At 30.2% G+C, this 20,647-nt stretch carries 15 protein-coding genes; 10 read left to right on the plus strand and 5 right to left on the minus strand.

Annotated elements, in window-relative coordinates; genetic code table 11:
• The first annotated feature begins 236 nt into the window (after window positions 1-236).
• Both MW871_RS11115 and MW871_RS11120 read left to right on the plus strand, forming a co-directional pair.
• The gene (locus MW871_RS11115) at window positions 237-767 is read left to right on the plus strand and encodes an RNA polymerase sigma factor (protein ID WP_188050678.1); all 531 of its coding nucleotides are present in this window, start codon (window positions 237-239) and stop codon (window positions 765-767) included.
• The gene (locus MW871_RS11120; RefSeq protein ID WP_248428557.1) at window positions 767-1,552 is read left to right on the plus strand and encodes an anti-sigma factor; all 786 of its coding nucleotides are present in this window, start codon (window positions 767-769) and stop codon (window positions 1,550-1,552) included. Before MW871_RS11115 ends, MW871_RS11120 begins: the two co-directional genes overlap by 1 nt.
• 136 nt (window positions 1,553-1,688) lie before the next feature.
• On the opposite strand, the gene MW871_RS11125 is transcribed toward MW871_RS11120, so the two are convergent.
• The 4 genes from MW871_RS11125 to MW871_RS11140 are packed head-to-tail and all read right to left on the minus strand — an operon-like array spanning window position 1,689 to window position 9,006.
• Window positions 1,689-4,394 (minus strand): NHL repeat-containing protein, encoded by a 2,706-nt coding sequence (locus tag MW871_RS11125; RefSeq protein ID WP_248428558.1) that lies wholly within the window; start codon window positions 4,392-4,394, stop codon window positions 1,689-1,691.
• Between the two features lie 37 nt (window positions 4,395-4,431).
• On the minus strand, window positions 4,432-7,911 hold the full coding sequence (locus MW871_RS11130) for a beta strand repeat-containing protein (protein ID WP_248428559.1): 3,480 nt from the start codon (window positions 7,909-7,911) through the stop codon (window positions 4,432-4,434).
• Between the two features lie 10 nt (window positions 7,912-7,921).
• Window positions 7,922-8,533, minus strand: coding sequence for an outer membrane beta-barrel protein (locus tag MW871_RS11135; RefSeq protein ID WP_248428560.1), 612 nt, complete (start codon window positions 8,531-8,533; stop codon window positions 7,922-7,924).
• Entirely contained in the window at window positions 8,530-9,006 is a 477-nt protein-coding gene (locus tag MW871_RS11140) for a T9SS type A sorting domain-containing protein (RefSeq protein WP_248428561.1), read from the minus strand. The genes MW871_RS11135 and MW871_RS11140 overlap by 4 nt, the downstream gene beginning before the upstream one ends.
• A gap of 267 nt (window positions 9,007-9,273) precedes the next feature.
• Here MW871_RS11140 and MW871_RS11145 point away from each other — a divergent pair, with 267 nt between their 5' ends.
• Window positions 9,274-10,446 (plus strand): helix-turn-helix domain-containing protein, encoded by a 1,173-nt coding sequence (locus tag MW871_RS11145; protein WP_248428562.1) that lies wholly within the window; start codon window positions 9,274-9,276, stop codon window positions 10,444-10,446.
• A gap of 55 nt (window positions 10,447-10,501) precedes the next feature.
• Here MW871_RS11145 and MW871_RS11150 read toward each other — a convergent pair whose 3' ends face one another.
• The gene (locus MW871_RS11150) at window positions 10,502-13,708 is read right to left on the minus strand and encodes a cytochrome c biogenesis protein CcsA (protein ID WP_248428563.1); all 3,207 of its coding nucleotides are present in this window, start codon (window positions 13,706-13,708) and stop codon (window positions 10,502-10,504) included.
• A 199-nt stretch (window positions 13,709-13,907) separates the two neighbouring features.
• Between MW871_RS11150 and MW871_RS11155 the strand changes: the two genes are divergently transcribed.
• From MW871_RS11155 to MW871_RS11185, 7 genes are all read left to right on the plus strand, one after another.
• Window positions 13,908-14,672 (plus strand): Rossmann-like and DUF2520 domain-containing protein, encoded by a 765-nt coding sequence (locus MW871_RS11155; RefSeq protein WP_210646105.1) that lies wholly within the window; start codon window positions 13,908-13,910, stop codon window positions 14,670-14,672.
• The gene (locus tag MW871_RS11160; protein WP_248428564.1) at window positions 14,665-15,192 is read left to right on the plus strand and encodes a KdsC family phosphatase; all 528 of its coding nucleotides are present in this window, start codon (window positions 14,665-14,667) and stop codon (window positions 15,190-15,192) included. The genes MW871_RS11155 and MW871_RS11160 overlap by 8 nt, the downstream gene beginning before the upstream one ends.
• 128 nt (window positions 15,193-15,320) lie before the next feature.
• Entirely contained in the window at window positions 15,321-16,202 is an 882-nt protein-coding gene (locus MW871_RS11165) for a geranylgeranylglycerol-phosphate geranylgeranyltransferase (RefSeq protein ID WP_248428565.1), read from the plus strand.
• Window positions 16,195-16,779 carry a Maf-like protein gene (locus MW871_RS11170; protein ID WP_248428566.1) on the plus strand — a complete coding sequence of 195 codons (585 nt, stop codon included), beginning with the start codon at window positions 16,195-16,197 and terminating at the stop codon, window positions 16,777-16,779. The genes MW871_RS11165 and MW871_RS11170 overlap by 8 nt, the downstream gene beginning before the upstream one ends.
• A gap of 14 nt (window positions 16,780-16,793) precedes the next feature.
• The gene (locus MW871_RS11175) at window positions 16,794-17,324 is read left to right on the plus strand and encodes a mechanosensitive ion channel domain-containing protein (RefSeq protein ID WP_188050690.1); all 531 of its coding nucleotides are present in this window, start codon (window positions 16,794-16,796) and stop codon (window positions 17,322-17,324) included.
• Window positions 17,325-17,510: 186 nt separating this feature from the next.
• On the plus strand, window positions 17,511-18,707 hold the full coding sequence (locus tag MW871_RS11180; RefSeq protein ID WP_188050691.1) for an AI-2E family transporter: 1,197 nt from the start codon (window positions 17,511-17,513) through the stop codon (window positions 18,705-18,707).
• A gap of 90 nt (window positions 18,708-18,797) precedes the next feature.
• Window positions 18,798-20,618 (plus strand): BamA/TamA family outer membrane protein, encoded by a 1,821-nt coding sequence (locus MW871_RS11185; protein WP_248428567.1) that lies wholly within the window; start codon window positions 18,798-18,800, stop codon window positions 20,616-20,618.
• The last annotated feature ends 29 nt before the right edge of the window (window positions 20,619-20,647 follow it).

The following is a 20,647-nucleotide window of genomic DNA, read 5'->3' on the forward strand; positions in this document are numbered from 1 at the left end:
TATTATTAAATTAATGTGTTTGCATAATTGAATATTTTTATCAAAAATAAAAGTAAAATAACATTTTATAGTTAAATCAAATATTTTGATACTTTTATGATAACAATAATGTTATGTTTTTTTTAGTTTGTTTATCAATCGCATAAAAACGAAATTATTAAATTACAATAATCAATATTAATTTCTTTAATTGTAGGCAAGATTGCATAAGTTTGCATTAGTAAAATTATAAGTATATGAGTCAGGAAGAGTTATTGGTATTAATTTACAAAAAGGATGAAAGAGCTTTTACACATCTTTATGATATGTATCACAAAAGCTTATTTTCTGTCATTAATGTTTTGATAAAAAATAGAGAAGAGGCAGAAGATGTACTACAAGAAGTATTCGTAAAAATTTGGAAAAACATGGATAGTTACCATGAAAGTAAAGGAAGATTTTATACTTGGATTTTGAATATTGCTAGAAATTCATCTATAGATAAACTTCGTTCTAAAAACTTTAATAACAGTCAAAAAAACCTTTCTACTGATAATTTCGTAAATCACTTTGAAGACAGTTCTAAATTGTCTGACAAAGTGGATACAATAGGTTTACAGGAATTTGTAAAAAGACTAAAACCAAAATGTATTCAAATAATAGATTTACTGTTTTTTAAAGGTTACACCCAACAAGAGGCGTCGGATGAGTTGGCAATTCCTTTAGGAACAGTTAAAACGCAAAATAGAAATTGTATTAACGATCTACGAAATTATTTGAAAGTATAATGGAAACAAAAGAATATATAGAATCAGGTGTCTTGGAACTCTATGTTTACGGTTTGCTTAATGAAACTGAAAACGAAGAAGTTGCTTTAATGGCAAAAAATAATGCAGAGATTGATGCCGAAATCATTGCTATAGAGAAAGCAATTGTAGCATTATCATCTAGTTTTTCACCATTTCACTCTTTAGCGAATTACGAGAAAATAAAAGAAAAATTAGAATTAAAGCATTCTAAGGTTATTGAGTTAGAACCTACCAGAAATTGGTCTCAATATATAGGTTGGGCGGCAGCAGTTTTATTATTAGTTGGAATTGGATATCAATACAACCAAATGGAAATGTCTACCAATCAAGTTGCTAATGCCAATGTAGAAAAAGTAAAATTAGAAAAAGACCTCAAAAATTTAGAACTTAAAAATAAGGCAAGCGAAACCAGTTTGGCAGTAGTAAGAGATGTAAAAAATATTGTAGTTGCTCTTGGAGGACAAAGCGTTGCTCCAGAATCTTCGGCAAAAGTATATTGGAATAAGGACACAAAAGTGGTTTATATTGACGCAGCGGGATTACCAGAACCTCCAGAAGGAATGGTTTATCAAGTTTGGGCTTTGAAATTAAATCCGCTTACGCCAACTAGTATTGGTTTGTTAGATAATTTTGATTCGAATGATCAAAAACTGTTTGCAGTAAACAATACGGATCAAGCAGAAGCTTTTGGAATTACATTAGAACCTGCTGGTGGAAGCTTAACTCCTACAATGGAAAAATTATATACTTTAGGAAAGGTATAAATAAAATCTAGTTTAATAAAAAAGGTTCAACCATCAAGTTGAACCTTTTTTTTATGTTGTAAAATAAAATTAGCATAGTTTATTAGATACTTTATAAAATAAGACTATATCGTATTTCTTCAATTCAATTGTTTATTTATAATTGAGTTTTCACTTTTACTTCTTTTCCATTAGCATCAACAGCATTTACGGTTCCTATGCTCCCATTTTTATTAACATAATTAGTATCATTCTCAGAAATAACGCCATATTTAGATACCACTTTTGAACCCTTTACCGTTAGTAAAGTAGAAATAGAACCGCTTTCATAATTTGCATCTGCATCTTGATTTGCAGTAATATTTGCCGTTCCAATACCAGTAAAAGTAATGGTATTGCCCGCTATCGTAGCTACGTTTGTATTATCACTGGTAAAAGTAAATGCACCACTACTAGAACTGTCTGGATTAATTATAGTAAATGATTGGTCGAAATAATATTTATTAATAGCAGCAAAATTTGATAAATCGGCAGCAAGAGTTGTCATTTTTGTAGCTATTATTTTTTTGTTTTGATTATCAGAAAAATAGATATTACCAAATGAATCATTATATAATTCTTGTCCTAAAAAATCAGAATAAGAAACTATAATTCCGTCATCACTCCTTATGTTAATCGCTCTCTCATTTGTAATAAAGTTATAAGTAGAAAAATACAAACTACCCATTGTGTTTATTGCAATATTTTGGATATAACCATCATTTAATGTAAATAAATCTGTAGCAATTCCCGTATTAGAAATCTTTTTTATTTGATAAAAATTAGACATATTATTGTTGCTAACAATATACATATTTCCTAAACTATCAAATTTAAAATTTTGAATATATGTATTGTTATCGGTGTAGAAATCAGAAATATTTCCATCACTTGTCATTTTTCTTATTGTACTAAAATTATTGTCATTGTACACAAAATATAGATTCCCTAATCCATCAATAGTCAAATATTGGTAATATCCAATTGAATTATTTTCTAAAGTTATTAAGGTTCCGTCTGAATTAATTTTTTTTAAAGATCTAGAATTTGTACTATTATTATATAAAAACAAATAAACAACACCCAATTTATCGACTGTAAAATCTTGAATATAGTATTCATTGTTGAAACTATAAATAGTTTCTACTGCAGCTTCCTGATTAATTTTCTTTATTTGATAATTTCCACTAGTATTATTATAACATGAAATAAAGATATTATTTGAACCATCAGTAGTTAATTTTTCTAAATTTAATTCTGTTGATGAAAATATATCCGATAAAACCTTTTGAGGGGTCAATTTTTTTAGAGAACTATTCCAATTATTATCATAACTTAAAAAATACAAATTGTGATTTGTTGTAGAAGTAAAATTATTAAGGTAATTAATAGAGTAAGAGTTATAATCAAAATAAGTTATAAAAGGATATGTGGTATCCTCACAACCATTATTTGGATAAACTCTTACGCCGGCTTGCGTATTAGGACATAGGTCTAGAAAATTAGAAACGCCATCAGAATCATCGTCTAAAAAATTTAATTTTACCGAATTGTTAATTTGAATATTGCTTGCAATATTAAAACTACCATCAAAAATAGAATTGGTTACAGGAGAAACAGTAAGCACTTCTTCCCCAGAAATTTCTCCTAAAAGTGCAATTCCTAATGTATATGTATTTCCGCTTGAACTAATATTAGAAGGTGATTGAGAAGCTAAAATTGCATTACCGCCAACTATTGAAAGCTCAAAATCTGTAGTTTCTAAATCTCCAATTCCAGAATTTGTATTAAAAACAGGACGATTCATGGTAATACTCACCGTACTTTGAGATACATAATGTACAATTGAATTGAAGAAGTTATCTAAGCTATTATTAATAATTACTGCTGGAGTTCCTGAATAAGTAGTTCCGTTATTGATGAAAATATTGTTTTTAATTGTGGTTAAACTTTGTTCATTAACGCTTCCTGTATTTATGATTGTACCCGAGTTATCTTTAAATGTATTGCCTTCAAATAAGTGCTGATTTGTGCCTAATGTAGCCAAAAAAGTACCATAAACTATATCTGAATAAAAAGAAAATAAAGATCCTGCAGAATTATTAATAAAAGTAGAGTTTAAAACTTGGTATCTATTTAGACCTCGAAAATTTCCTATTTGACCTGTATTATTGTAAAAATTGCAATTATCTATTTTTACGTAACGTTCTGTGTTAAATATTGTTCCAGAATTTGCAGTAAATGTGCATCCTAAAACAGTTATTCTATTGGAATAATCCGTTTCAATATCTGATGTAGTATTAGGTGTACTTCCATAATTACTTCCAAATAAAACACTAGAGTTAGAGATAAATGTGCTATTAGAAATAGTTATTGTAGATGAATCATTGGTATAAAAAGCATAAGTATTGACATTATCTATTATGTTTATATTGCTCGCCATTACAGCCGAATTATTATTCTGGGCTCTAAAAATCGAACCCATTCCCGCTGCATTTTTTGTAAAAGTAATGTTAGAAATTGTCAATAATGCACCATTAGTAACCTGAAACATTTTATAAGAATTATTACCAGATAAGATCAAATTACTAGTTCCATTTCCTGTTATTGTCAAATCTCGAGAAATATTTGGTAAATTACCTGTTAATGTCAAAGTTCCCATAAGATTTAAATCAAAATCAATGGTAGTGGCTGTAGTATTTTCAATAGCATATCTCAAACTTCCAATAGCACCATCATCATTTAAATTAGTAATGGTATAATTCCCTTGAGCATAACTCATTAGCGAGAAAAATAAACCTATTATTAAATAATATTTTTTCATTTTTTTCTGATTTTTGTTTTGATATCTCTACCCCTGTTTAATAAAAATAATCAAACTGAATTCTATCAGTATCACTCAATATAGCATTTCCATTATTTGCTGGAATGTAGGTCAAAACGTCATTAGTAACACTATAGGCCGTATTGCTGATCCTTATACCATTCACATACATTTTTACTTTGCTTTTTGTAGATGGAATTTGTGAAAGCGTAAAAGTTGTTTGAGATAAGGTTGATAAAATTTCTTCGGATGCATCAGTAATTTCATGTGCAGCATTAACCCATACAGTTGTACCAGCTCCATTAGTAGACAAAACTTGTCCGGTTGTTCCATCTGTATTGGTATAAGTGATGGCTCCAGAAGTTAAGGTTCCTGTCGTTTTTACATTTTCTATATTACTATTCCCTAGTTGGATGGTATTCGAAGTAGTAACAATTGCCTCAAACCCAATCGCAATAGAATTAGAAATTCCATCTACGGATACATCAGCATTGTGACCAATTACAGTATTCTCTGAACCATTAGTATTTAATAATAATGCTTGAGAACCTATAGCAACATTATTGTTTCCAGAAACATTATTTCCAAGGGATAAATAACCATAAGCTGTATTACCATTACCATCCGCATTGGCTGGTAAAGCAGCCCTTCCCACAGCAGTATTTGCATAACCAGCATTATTTTGTAAAGCACCTAAGCCTATTGCTGTATTAGAATTTTCATTAAAATTTCCCCTCCCTATTGTAATGCCATTTACAACCATATCTTTATCAAAAGATTTTACTCCAAGAATAGTTTGTGCAGTTGTTAGATCTACAAAATCGTTATTTGTAGGTACTGTTGGCGTCATCCAATAAGTAATTCCAGAACCATCTGTAGCTAATACTTGACCAATTGTTCCATCAATATTTGTATAGGTAACTTCTCCAGCAACTATTTGATTTGTTGCTTCAATTCTCCCATTTGCTCCTAATGTAATTACAGTAGCACCTCCTTTATTTGCATCAGTAACTTTTACACCAGAGGAGAACCTTAAAGTTCCGTATCCATCATTCATATCTACAAAATCACCATCATCAGATAAAATAAGACCTTTTCCGGTAACTCCAGACTCGTTGACAGTCATACTTCCTCTAGAGGAAACTTCCCCATTAGATTTTACCATAAATTGATTAAAATCAACACCAGATTGCGAAAATGAAATGTCATCTCCAGAGGAATACAATTCCCATTTTACCGCTCCAGAAGAATTTAAAAAGCGTAATTGATCCTGTATTTGAATAGAATTAGAAAACGTTTTTGTACCTGCAATAGTTTGATCAGATATTATATCAACAAAATTTCCGTTAATGGCAGTATTTAGGGCATCTCCAACAAAAGCAGTTGTGGCAATTGCTGTAGAATTATTTCCTGCAGACTGTGTTGCAGCTATTGTAGTTGCTGGTAAGTTGGGAGTTCCGGTAAAAGAGGGAGAATCGATATTCGCTTTTAAATTTAATGCCGTTTGCGTAGCCGTTGAAACCGATTTATCCGCATCAGCCGTATTTTCTACATTAGATAAACCCACCATTGCTTTATCAATTCCCGTAACCGTTCCGGTAAAAGAAGGAGAATCGATATTCGCTTTTAAATTTAATACTGTTTGCGTAGCCGTTGAAACCGATTTATCGGCATCAGCCGTATTTTCTACATTAGATAAACCCACCATTGCTTTATCAATTCCTGTAACTGTTCCCGTAAAAGTGGGAGAATCGATATTCGCTTTTAAATTTAATACTGTTTGCGTAGCCGTTGAAACCGATTTATCTGCATCAGCCGTATTTTCAACATTGGATAATCCTACCATCGCTTTATCAATTCCGGTAACCGTTCCGGTAAAAGCAGGAGAATCGATATTCGCTTTTAAATTTAATGCTGTTTGTGTAGCGTTTGAAACCGATTTATCTGCATCAGCCGTATTTTCTACATTGGTTAAACCCACCATTGCTTTATCAATTCCCGTAACCGTTCCCGTAAAAGCGGGAGAATTGATATTCGCTTTTAAATTTAATGCCGTTTGTGTAGGTAATGAAACCAACTTATCTACATCAGCCGTATTTTCTACATTAGATAAACCCACCATCGCTTTATTAATTCCGGTAACTGTTCCCGTAAAAGTGGGAGAATCGATATTTGCTTTTAAATTTAAAGCTGTTTGAGTAGCTGTTGAAACCGATTTATCTGCATCAGCCGTATTTTCTACATTTGATAATCCTACCATTGCTTTATTAATTCCGGTAACCGTTCCGGTAAAAGTGGGAGAATTGATATTCGCTTTTAAATTTAATGCTGTTTGAGTAGCTGTTGAAATCAATTTATCTGCATCAGCCGTATTTTCTACATTGGATAAACCCACCATTACCTTATCAATTCCGGTAACAGTTCCCGTAAAAGTGGGAGAATCGATATTCGCTTTTAAATTTAATGCTGTTTGCGTAGCTGTAGAAACCGATTTATCGGCATCAGCAGTATTTTCTACATTAGATAAACCCACCATTGCTTTATCAATTCCCGTAATTGTTCCGGTAAAAGCGGGAGAATCGATATTCGCTTTAAGATTTAAAGCTGTTTGTGTAGCTGTTGAAATCAATTTATCTGCATCAGCCGTGTTTTCTACATTTGATAATCCTACCATCGCTTTATTAATTCCGGTAACCGTTCCGGTAAAAGCAGGAGAATTGATATTTGCTTTTAATAACAATCCGGGCACTTTAGGAAGTGATGCAGTACCAGCTAAATCACCAGATAATTGTATTTTACCTTTGTTTGTAGCATCTGCATCAACCACAACACCATTTGAAAATTGATTGTCTACATAGGTTTTTAATGCCTTAACAGTTGGATATTTAACATCTGAAGAACCATCAACAATAACATTGGTTGATTTATTAAGTAGCACTTCTTTTAAATCTAAAACACTTTGAGTAGCATTACTTATGGGTTTATCAAAATCACGGGTGTTATCAACATTATTTAGAATTAAATTTATTTTGGCATCCACAATATTAGATGCGTTAGTTCCTCCGTTCTCAATACCCACAATTCCACTAACCGTTTGAGCTGAAAAAGCAAAAGGAACAGCATTGAAAACTTGATCACTAACTTCCATAAAAGAAGAACAATTACCTGTGATATTTACACCAACTTTTAATTTTTTTAAACCCGAAATCCAATTTACAGCTTTAAAATTAATAGCATAACCACCCGTTTGATTTCCTAAGCCAATTACTAAATTAACCATACCCATTTCATCTGTAACGGCGCTAATAGTCTCTTTATATTCTAATTGTTGCGTTTCATCTTCAATACTAAATTGCAAACAAACTGACTGATTTATTAATGCTGTATTAGGAGGATTTATACCTGGCATTTTTTGAGCATTTGGATTCAAAATTAAGGCTTGATAGCTGATTCCATTTGTTTGCGAATGCGCAATGGTACTAACTATAAAAACTAATATTAAGTAGATTTTTTTCATAATAAGTTTTTTATAAAGGGAAATGAAGTCCAAATTGAATTTGATTTGTAATAAAGGCTAACTTTTCATCGGTAGGATGTGAAAATTTAAAGGCATTCGAAAAATTATAACCTAAATTAACTATACAATTATCATTTATAGGATATTTTAAATCTAAACCAATACTGGGTTGAAAAAATAAACCTTTAAATTCTGGAAGTTTTTTTATATCATAAATAACACCGTTAATCTCCTCCTTACCATCTATTATTGTTGCAAGATTTACTGCTCCTTTAAGTTCAACTGAAAGATTTTTTTGATTTTTAAAAAGAACATATTCAATACCATTTTTTAAGCCTATATAAGTAGTATTCCAAGAATAGGTTTTTACTTCATTTGTACTAAAACTATTAAATTGGTTTAAGGTAACACTGGCTTGATAACTGAACTTTTCTTTGAAATTTTCTTGATATCCAATTTCATAATTAGCTCCAATTTTACTTTTTAATTTCAAAATTTGATTTTCAGCGGAACTACTATAACTATAGGAAGTTAGGTTTATTCCAGCTTTAAAAAATATTTCTTGAGCAGATACCAACTGACTAAAAATAAGTAAATTAAATAAAAGTAGTTTTGTTTTCATAATGATTTTTTAATGATTTTAACGTATTGATTAATTTCACTATTGGTAATTTTAACTAAATAAAGAGAGTTTGGTAAGCCCGATAAATCTAATGTTAACATACCTTCCCTAACTTCTTTAAGTTGATTGAATAATAAACGACCACCAATATCAAATACAGTTATAGAAATTTCTTTAATAGGTTTAGAAAATTCAAAATTTATGCTAGTAATAAATGGATTAGGATAAGTAGTAACAACTAAATTTCCTTTTATGGAAACATCTGTCAACAATTTTGCCCAATAATTCTGTTGAAAGCCTTGTATGACAATAAAATCACCCTTCGAATTTCCAATTACACTTTGTTGACCAACGGTTTGTTTGACAAGCATACCATTAGATAAAGTTGCAGATTTACTTTGTGAAGAAATCATTTGATGATGCAATATTTGACCATAAAATGTAGAACAAAAAAAGAGTAATAAATATTTCATAGAAATTAATTTAAGTCAATATTATAATAAAATTAACACCTTTTATCGATAAAAAATGCTTTTAAACGAATATTTGATTAATTAGTAAAAACTTTTCAGTTATTAGTAACTCTTAAATTAATTTTTAATGGTCAAAAAAAAGGATTAAGGAAAAATGATCTCCATAGAATCAATTTCTATTTGAAAGAAATATAGTATTATTAAATACATTACATTTATTGTTTTCTGTTACGGCACATTTACTTTATAAATTAATAAAACAAGAAAATGTTAACAAGCTTACTTTTTATTGTAACGGGAATAATTGGTGTTACAACAGCCTTTCTAATTTTTAGAAACTACACTGTAAATAGAATGATGAATCCATATATCATTATTCTAATTCTTATTATTTCACTTCGCTTTTTATTCTCGGGATTGACCTATTTTATTTTTGATCCTTCTTTTAAAACTACTTTTTCAAAATACTCTAATGCTTCGATTATAGTGATACCAATATGTTATCTCTATTTTAAAAATTTAGCAGAAAATAAAAATAAAATTTATCCTAAAGATCTTTTGCATTTTATCTTTCCAATTGCTTTGTTATTGGTAATAAATAGTCAAGATCAAATTAATCTCGGAAGTCATTCCTTAGAAATAGTATTATATATTTTGTTTTTTATTTTTGCGATAACATATATATTTTTATGTTTTGACGTTCTAAAAACAAAAATTTGGAGTAGAAGAGGAGAAATCAAAGTACTTCAAAAGCAAAATAAATTAATAAATAATTGGACCTTATTCCTATTTGTTGGGCTAATCTTAACGCTCATAAGACTTTTTATATCCGTTTGCGTAGAAATATATTCAAATGAAAGTATTAAGGGATTTTTGTATCAGTGGATCTCTGCATTAATTTGGGCTGTAATACTATTCAAAATTCTAATTTCTCCCGAAATTCTTTTCGGATACAATTTATTACATCAAAAGTTTAATGAGAATAAAAATAATAACTTAGCACTAAAAGATATTTGGAAAATCAATTCAGATATCGAACTTAAAAACTGCCAACATTCAATTCTTAAAAAAAAAATAGATTTAAATATAATGGTTTATATTTCTCAGATTGAAACTGTAGCACTACAATTTGAGTTGTTTAGAAATGCCGATTTAAGTATTACAGATTTGTCTACAAACTTAAAAATACCAAAAAGCCACATTTCATATCTTTTTAAGTACCACTCTTTTCTCTCTTTTTCTGAATTTAAAAAATTAATCCGAATTCACGATGCCATTCATCTTATTGAATTAAATTTCCTTAGTAACAATACCTTAGAATCATTGTCGAAAAAAGTTGGTTTTACATCCTATAATCCCTTTTTTACTAGTTTTAAGGAAATAGCAGGAATGCCACCTTTAGAATATTATAAGCTCTATAAAAAAGAATTAGAAGCATAAAAAAAGGTTCAACCATACAGTTGAACCTTTTTTTTTATAGAAAAGAATACTAATCTTATTTCTTGTAATACTTTTTATATTTTGGATACGTCAATATTCCGATTAGAGAAATAGTTCCCATTGAATACCAAATCCAACTTAAAGAATGTGCTTCTCCACTAGCATAAGAGTGCAAACCAACTAGATGGAAATTGACACCATAATACGTGAACAAAATCGATACAAAGGCAAACATACTCATCAAGTTAAAAAACCATTTACCGCGTAATGAAGGTACAAATCGAGCATGAATAACAAAGGCATAAACCATAATACTAATTAAGGCCCAAGTCTCTTTTGGATCCCAACCCCAATAACGTCCCCAACTTTCATTAGCCCATTGTCCTCCCAAAAAGTTACCAATAGTCAACATAATCAAACCTATAGTTAAAGCTAACTCATTGATATAAGTGATTTCTTGAATGTTTAAATCCATTTTAGCTTTATTCTTTTCATTGGTAAAAAAGATCAATAATAAAGAAACAAAACCTAAAATCATTCCCAATGCAAAAGGACCATAACTTGCCACAATTACGGCAACGTGAATCATTAACCAATAGGAATTAAGAACGGGTTGTAAATTAGCAATTTCAGGATCGATCCAGTTCATATAAGCTGCTCCTAATATCATTGCCGTTACAAAGGCAGAGGAAGCAACTGTTAGTTTCGATTTACTATCAAAAGCTAGTCCAAAAAACATAGTAGCCCATGCCACATATATTATAGACTCATACGCATTACTCCAAGGTGCGTGACCCGAAATATACCATCTTGCAATTAATCCAAAAGTGTGAATTAAAAATAATAAAAGAACGGTGACATGCATGAAATTCACCAAGTAGTTCAAAGATTTTCTTTCTTTAAATATTTTTAAAATAGTAAAAAACAACATTAAAATAGATGCAATAATGTAACCAACAGGTAGTTTTTGAAAAACATCATATTTATTATACAATATTTCAGAAGTGATTTTTTCTTCGCTTGGCATTACTGTACTACCAAAACGTTTTTGAAAACCGTGAATACTTTCCAATAGTTCGTCAGCAGTTTTATAATCTTTGGAATTTGCAGCGTTAGACAATGAACCAAAATAAAGAGGCAATACACTCTTGGTGTAAGTTGCTTCCATTCCTTTTAAGCCTGCTTCGTTGAGTTCTAAGAAAGAAATCCATTTGTTATTTTTATCATTTGGAATAGGGAAAATTTTTAATATTCTTCCACTTAAAGCAGATTCCATTAAATTTACTTTCTTATCTGTCTCAATAAAATCTTTTTCAAATTGATTCGGATTTCCGGATTTAAACGCTTCTTCTAGATATTTAGATAATTTATAATTCCCTTTGTCATCGAAAAAAGATACAAAAGGAGCAAATTCTGCTGCCTTATCAACACCAATAATTTTACGAATACTATCATTCCCAGTTCTAAGGTAAATAATTGGAATTTCGATCCAATAACCGGCATATTGTGTCATTGACATAAATACCTGATCGGAATTCATTCCTTTATAACTATTGCTGTGGCTTACTTTTCGCAACAATTCAGAAGAGAATGTATTAATAGGCTTCATTCTCCCACCACCATCTTGAATAACCAATCGTCCAAATTTAGAAGCGTGTGCTTCAGGGACTTTAAATTTTAAAATTAAACCTTCTAATTCCTCTTGACTTAAAGCCTTCTTAGTATGATTGGTGTGACTTTCGGGAACTGCTTCAGCTTCGGTATGAGCATGACCCGCATGGTCTGCGTGATCGTGTTCTTTTTCTTGAGCAAAACTACTAAAGCTAAATAATAGCATCAGAATGGTTAATAATTTTGCTTTCTTCATTTTTACAATTTCTAGTTTTCGTTTAATATCAGCAAAACGAGAATGTTTGGTAAACATTATCGCCATCATAGCAAAATACAATAAGAAGTAACCAATGTAAGTAAGTCCTGTTCCCCAGAAATCGTGATTTACTGATAAAATAGTTCCTTTCTCATCTGGATCAAATCCCGATTGAAAGAAACGGTATCCTTTATAATCTAAAACGTTATTCATAAATATTCTGGCGTCAAATGGTTTTTCATCTTCAACGGTTACTTTACTTTCAAAGGAAGAGTAACTTTTTTCTGTACCAGGATATTTTTGTGCAATAAATTTATTTAATTTTATTTTAAAAGGTAAAATATAAGCCTTACTTCCGTAGAAAAAGGTATAATCAATTTTTCCTATTTTAACTGTCTTAGGATCTCCTATTTTACCTTTAGATCCAATAACGGTAACCACTTTTTCTTGTCCTTCAGCTTGTAATTTAATTACTAATGCATCTTCGTGGGTTTTCGCTTTATAATCGTTATCCGATTCGTAATCAATTATTCCTTTTACGGCTTGATCTGGAAATACAAATCGCATATCACCGATACTGTAAAGCGAACGCATCATTAATGGCTGAACATTATCCTTTGCCACTTTTCCTTCTAACTTATCTGCCATTCGCATAAAATTACCTTCAAAAGGAGTTTGTATCGTGTACTCTTTTCCTGTTGTAGTAATATTTATGGCTCCATCAGTATATTTATTCAATGAAAACAAAACATTATGAATGTTTTGCACTTCCCCTTCTTTCAAAAAATGTTCATGACGTCCGCCATCACCAGCTTCAACAATTTTTAAATACTGTATTCCTTTCGGATCAGGTTTTACATATTCCTTGGCGCCCATGATAAAATTTTGATACTCTACTTCAAATTTTGTGTCTGCAAAATTTTCTGACATACTAAAATTGTTATTCGTAGCGGGAGAAAGTAGCAATTGTTTTTCAAAAACCCTACGTTTCATTTCACCTTTGTACTCACCATCTGCAAATACCGTTAAAAAAGTTTTATCTGAAAAAATTTGATTTTCAGAAGCACCTTCTCGAATAGGCATCATTCCTTCGTAACTAATGTAGCGCGTTACAAAAGCACCACAAATTATAAATATAAAGGACAAATGCAGGATTAATGTAGCCCATTTTTCTTTCTTTAAAAGCTGGTAACGTTTAATATTACCAATAAAGTTGATTAGAAAAAAAACATGAATGGCTTCAAACCACCACGAATTATAAATTAGAATTTTTGAGGTGTCGGTATTGTATTTACTTTCGATAAAAGTTCCGGTAGCCATGGCTACTGCGTATGCGATAAATAAAAAAGCCATTAATCGAGTAGAAAACAAAAAAGAAAATATTTTTTTATCCATTTTTATGGGATTACGTTATGTAAATTGCCACAAAAGTACTTAAAATTGTTGACTTTCATATTGACACATTTGTTAATTTAAACCAAAAAATCAGCTTCTTTTTTAGCAATAAATTGAACGTTTTTTTTTGAAAATATCATTTTTTGATTCCCACTGAAATCTGATGAAATGAAACCGTTTTTTTTGTTAATTTTGCCAAATGACTAAAGTAATTATTATTGGTTCTGGAAATGTAGCACAGCATTTAATTTTTGCCTTTGAAAAAGCTCAAAAAGCGAGTAATGAAGTACAACTTATTCAGGTTTTTACGAGAAAGAGAGAAAGCCTAGTACATTTGCTCGATTACGATCGAATTACAACTGAATACAATGAATTATTAGAAGCAGATTTATATATTATTGCTGTTAATGATGATGCCATTCAAGAGGTGGTTTCAAATCTTCCTTTCAAAAATCGCTTAGTAGTTCACACCTCAGGAAGTGTGCCTTTAAGTAGTTTAAACAATGAAAATCGAAAAGGTGTTTTTTATCCGCTTCAAACCTTCACTAAAAATAAAGAAGTTGATTTTCGAACTATTCCTATTTGTTTAGAAAGTGAAAACGCAACTGATTTTCAATTATTAAATACAATCGCAAAGTCTATTTCAGAAAGTATTTATGCGATAAATTCAGAACAACGCAAAGCTTTACACGTTGCGGCTGTTTTTGTTAATAATTTTACAAATCATTTATACCAAATCGGGAATGAAATTTGTCAAGAAAATCAAGTACCATTTGATATATTAAAACCTTTAATTGTGGAAACTGCTCATAAAATATTGGCACTTTCTCCTAACGAAGCTCAAACTGGTCCAGCAAAACGCAATGATATTGAAACTATTAAAGTACAGGAAACTTTTATAACCAATACAAATCACCTTACAATTTATAAAATACTAACCCAATCAATACAAAATAATGGCTAAAAGTTATAAAGAAATAATGAACGACATCACTACTTTTATTTTTGATGTCGATGGAGTACTTACAGACAGTTCTGTTTTTGTGACTAATGAAGGAGAAATCCTTAGAACGATGAATATCCGTGATGGTTATGCAATGAAAGCAGCTGTAGAAAGTGGTTATAACGTTTGTATTATTTCTGGAGGAAGCAATGAAGGTGTTCGAGTTCGACTTAGAAATCTTGGCATAACAGATATTTATTTAGGAACTCCTGACAAAGTAGAAACTTTTGATGAGTATACTGATGTTTATCAAATAAAACCAGAACAGGTTTTATATATGGGTGATGACATTCCTGATTATCATGTCATGAAACTAGTAGGATTAGCGACTTGTCCGCAAGACGCAAGTCCCGAAATAAAGAAAATCTCTAAATACATTTCGCATAAAAACGGTGGTAAAGGTGCGGCAAGAGATGTTATCGAACAAGTTATGAAAGCACAAGGAAAATGGATGGCTCATTTTGATGGAAAACACGATTAATTATTGATTGTTAACTAGAAAAAATCAAAAAAAGAGTAGTTCCTTTTCCTAATACGTTTTATATATTAATATTAATTTACAGCAAAAAAGTGCATTTTCTTAAACTTATTCGGTACCAAAACCTCTTAATGCTTGCTATAATGCAGCTTATTTTTAGATTTGGTTTTTTTAAATTACAAAATATTCCTTTGGCATTAGCCAATTGGCAATACGGTTTGTTAATAGCAGCAACTATTTTAATAGCTGCTGGTGGTTATGTAATTAATGATATTTTTGATCAAAATACTGATAATGAAAACAAACCAAATAAAGTAATCGTTGGTAGAAGCATCTCAGAAACACAAGCCTATAATATCTATTTTGCTCTTACTGTAACTGGCGTTTGTATTGGTTTTTATCTTTCAAATGTTATTCAAAAACCAGGATTTGCTTCTATTTTCATTTTAATAGCCGCTACGCTCTATTTGTATGCAACGAGTTTAAAACAAATGATGATCATAGGAAATATTGTTGTGGCGTTATTGTTATCGTTTAGTGTTATAATTATTGGAATATTTGATCTTTTCCCTGCTACAGGTTTAGACAATCAACAACAGATGAAAATCTTTTTTTCAATATTATTAGATTACGCCATTTTTGCCTTTATGATTAATTTTATAAGAGAAATTGTTAAGGATTTAGAAGATTTCGACGGCGATTATGCTGAAGGAATGAACACCCTACCAATTGTAGCAGGCAAAAAAAACACAACTATAATAGTGTTTATATTAAGCCTTATCCCCTTGTTTTCGCTTCTTTATTACATTAACAAGTACTTATTAGATTTACTTTTGGTTAGCGTTTACTTGTTGCTTTTTGTCTGCAGTCCTTTAGTTTTTTTTTCTATAAAAATTTGGACCGCAAAATCCAAGAAAGAGTTTCATACTTTAAGTTCCCTCTTAAAATGGATTCTGTTTTTTGGTATAATATCCGTAGTAGTTATCAGTTTAAATATGAAATACAATGCTTAGAAATCAATTAAAAAAATATCATTTAATACTCGCTTCAAGTTCACCAAGACGGCAACAATTTTTAAAGGATTTAGACTTAGATTTTGAAATACGCTTAAAAGATATTGAAGAAATCTATCCGCCAGAATTAAATGCACACGAAATTACCGACTACTTATCTCAATTAAAAGCATGTGCTTTTGAAGGAGAGTTACTGGAGAATGAAATTCTGATAACTAGCGACACCATCGTGTGGCACAATAACCAAGCTTTGGGTAAACCAAAGGACAAACAAAATGCATTTGAAATTTTAAAATCATTATCAAATGCAACACATGAAGTTATTACTTCGGTTTGTTTTAAAACCAAAGAAAAAACAGCAGTTTTACATGAAATAACAAAAGTAACCTTTAACACATTGAGTGACGAAGCCATTTTGTATTACATTGATAATTTTGAGCCTTACGATAAAGCTGGTGCTTACGGTATCCAGGAGTGGATTGGTTTTGTAGGAGTTTCTAAAATTGAAGGCTCGTATGCGAATGTCATGGGAATGCCTACTGATAAAGTGTACGGATATTTGAGTAAATTAGCTTAATTTAAATTAAAGACATGTTAACATTACAAGAGTATTCAAAAGAATTAATAGCAAGTGGAGTTTTACTTCTTTTGCTAATTTTATTGCGTACTGCCACTACAAAATTAGTGTTGCGTTATGCTAAAACAAACCACACCTTAGAACATAGAACAAATCTAGTGGTCAAATACATGCATTTATTCCTTTACGTTTTAGCAATTATTGCTTTAATACTGATATGGGGAGTTAAGCCACAGGATATTATTTGGGCTTTTTCTTCTATTACGACAGTTGTAGGTGTCGCTTTGATAGCGCAGTGGTCTATTTTGAGTAATATTACTGCAGGAATAATTTTATTTTTTTCTTTCCCTTTTAAAATTGGTGATGTAATAAAAATCCATGATAAAGATTTTCCAATAATAGCAGAAATAGAAGATATTGGTGCTTTTCATGTTTTTTTGAAAACCTATGATGGAGAACTCATCATTTATCCAAATAACCTGATGTTACAAAAAGGAATATCGATTCTAAAAGATCATTTTAAAGATAAAGATTTTGTTGATTAAATATTTTTCAATTGATATTAATTTGATTAATGTCTTTTGTTTTATTAAAGATTTAATATTGATAAAAAAGTGATAATTATATAAGTTATGTTAAAAAAAGTATAAGGGATTATTATTTAAAATAGAACATATTTGTTGTTATAAAATAACCTACTTTTTACAAGTTCTAATTCAATACTTAAAACAATGAACGATATATTAAAATTTCCATTTTATGCAAAATTAACTCTGGTTTTACTGGGACTAATAGCAATTACCTTTATTTTTTATATCAGTCAGAACATCTTAGTTCCAGTAATGATGTCACTCTTGTTTGCAATCCTTTTATATCCTATTGTAAACTTTTTGAAAGCAAAAATTAGGTTACCACATGTAGTAGCCGTAATGATTGCAGTACTTCTATTTGTATTGGTATTCGTAGGTCTTTTTGTGGTATTGTCTTATCAAATAAGTGATTTTACAAATGATTTTGATAAAATAGAAAAAAATATAAGCATTCATCTTCATAATATTCAAGGATTTATTCATGATAATTTTAATTTAAGTACTCGCGAGCAAAAAAAATATATTGACAGTGCTACAGAAGATTCAGTTCAAAAAGGGAAAGAGTTAATTGGTACTACTTTAATGTCTTTTACAGACACCTTGATGAATTTAACATTAATTCCAATTTATACCTTTTTAATTCTTTTATACAGAACTCATTTTTTACTTTTTTTATCTAAACTATTTAAAAAAGAAAATCATGAGAAATTAAAAGATATTTTAACCAATATTAGAGTAGCCATCAATAGTTACATCGTAGGATTGATTATTGAAATGATATTAGTTTCGGCAATGACAACTGTTGGATTCATGCTAATTGGTGTAAAATATGCTATTCTATTAGGATTGGTTACAGGAATTTTAAATTTGATACCTTATATCGGAATTCTTGTTGCTGGTGTATTAAGCATACTTGCATCCTTGACAGGAACACCTGATTTATCTATAATTATAGGTGTAATTGCAATTACAGTCGTAGTTCAATTAATAGATAATAATATCATTGTACCTATGATTGTAAGTTCTAAAGTAGAGATAAATGCTTTTATATCTATAATAGGTATTATTATAGGTGGTGCAATTGCAGGAGTTTCAGGTATGTTTTTAGCACTTCCAATATTAGCTATTTTAAAAGTTATTTTTGACAGAATAGAATCATTAGAACCTTGGGGCTATTTAATGGGGGATCATTTACCTAAAACATATACTTGGCGCAAGATTAAATTACCACTTTTCGATTCAGAAACTGTTCCAGATAAAAATATAATAAAAGCAGATGTTGTAGTTCCTGTATTTACCGAAACCACAACCGAAAAAAACCCTAATAGTACAACTTAATTAGTTTGTATAAAGTTGTGTACCTTGTTAACTATTTTAATAGTGTAAAAAATGCTAAATATTTTATTATTTAATATGGATCTTTAAATCATGCCAAAACAAATAAATTTAGTTTTATTTTTTATATTCTTTAGTTGTTTTCAAGTTGCAATAGCGCAAGAAACAACTGTAAAGAAAGACACAGCTGCAGTTTACAATAACATTAAAAATTACTCTAAAAAAAACAAGTTCACGCGTGTCATGCACAAGCTTATCTTTAGGGCTCCTGTTTTAAACAAAAAAAAAATTAAAGAGGTTCAAAGAAACTTTGACGCTTTTGAAGGTAAAATAATTCGAAACATAAATATTGTTACGCTTGATCCTTTTGGATATTCAGAGACAGATACTGCAAGAAAACCTAAAAATTGGGCGGAAAGAAGTGGAAACAAATTGCACTTAAAAACCAAGCGATTTGCCATAATGAATTTATTATTGATTAAAAAAAATCAAGCTTTTGATAGTTATTTAGTAAAAGAATCTGAACGTTTAATTCGTACACAACGGTATATAAATCGGGTTGAAATTAATCCAAAAGCAATTGGGAACAGTCCAGATTCTGTAGATATTTCGATACGGGTTTTAGATTCGTGGAGTCTTATTCCAAAAGGTTCTGTTTCAAATACAAAAGTTAATTTCAAAATAATTGAACGCAATATTTTGGGTACTGGTCATCAACTGGAAAATAAATTTAAAAATAGATTTAGTGATGGCAAAAATGCTTACGATGTTGCCTATACGGTTCCTAATATAAAAAACACTTTTATAAGTTCTAAAATTAGCTACCAAATTGATTTGGATAATTACTATAGTAAAAGCATTGCTATAGATCGTCCATTTTATTCTCCGTTAACAAAATGGGCTGGTGGAATTTACCTGGATCAGCAGTTTAGAAGAGATAGCCTTCAAGATGCTAATTTAAAATTTGCCTCTCAGAATTTCAAATACAGTACGCACGATATTTGGATGGGAAGATCTTTCAAACTTTTTGAAGGAAATACGGAGAGAGAACGAACTACAAACTTAATTACATCAGTAGGTTTTTCTAATATAAAATATTTAGAAAGTCCTTCTATAGCATACGATAGCACCAATTTTTATTCTAATCAAAAAATGGGACTTATTGGAATTGGTATTTCTTCCCGTAAGTTTATTCGAGACCGTTATATATTTCAAAATGGAATTATTGAAGATGTTCCCATTGGAAAAATTTATGGCTTAACGGGTGGCTATCAGTATAAAAATAGTACGGGAAGATATTACTTGGGAGGACGTGCCGCTTTTGGTAATTTTTATAGTTGGGGATTTTTGAGTGCAAACTTTGAATTAGGTAGTTTTTTTGAAAAATCAAATCCAAAACAAACCGCATTTTCTTTCCAAGCCAATTATTTTACTAATCTTATGACCATGGGAAGATGGAAAGTTAGACAATTTGCTAAGCCACAATTAGTTTTAGGATCCAATCGTGTGCCTGTAAAAGGAGATCAAATTTCCATTAATGACAATTATGGCCTTAATGGATTTTCTATAGCTGAATATGGAACTAAAAAAGCCATTGTCACGCTGCAAACTCAGTTTTATTCTCCTTGGGATCTTTGGGGATTTAGACTCAATCCTTACTTTAATTATTCCATTGCTATGCTTGGGTCTGCTACTAAAGGTTTACACGAGAGTAGAGCCTATTCTAAAGTTGGAATCGGAATAATTATTAGCAACGATTATTTAGTCTTTAGTTCTTTCCAACTTTCATTAAGCTACTACCCTTCAATTCCAGGAAGTGGACAAAATATTTTTAAAACAAACTCTTTTGACACTACCGATTTTGGTTTTCAAGATTTTCAATTAGCAAAACCAAGAACGGTACTTTATCAATAAATTGTTTTTTAATTTATTGATTATTAAAA

Origin of the sequence: Flavobacterium pygoscelis (genome assembly GCF_023162025.1) — a bacterium.
GTDB classification, from domain to species: domain Bacteria; phylum Bacteroidota; class Bacteroidia; order Flavobacteriales; family Flavobacteriaceae; genus Flavobacterium; species Flavobacterium pygoscelis.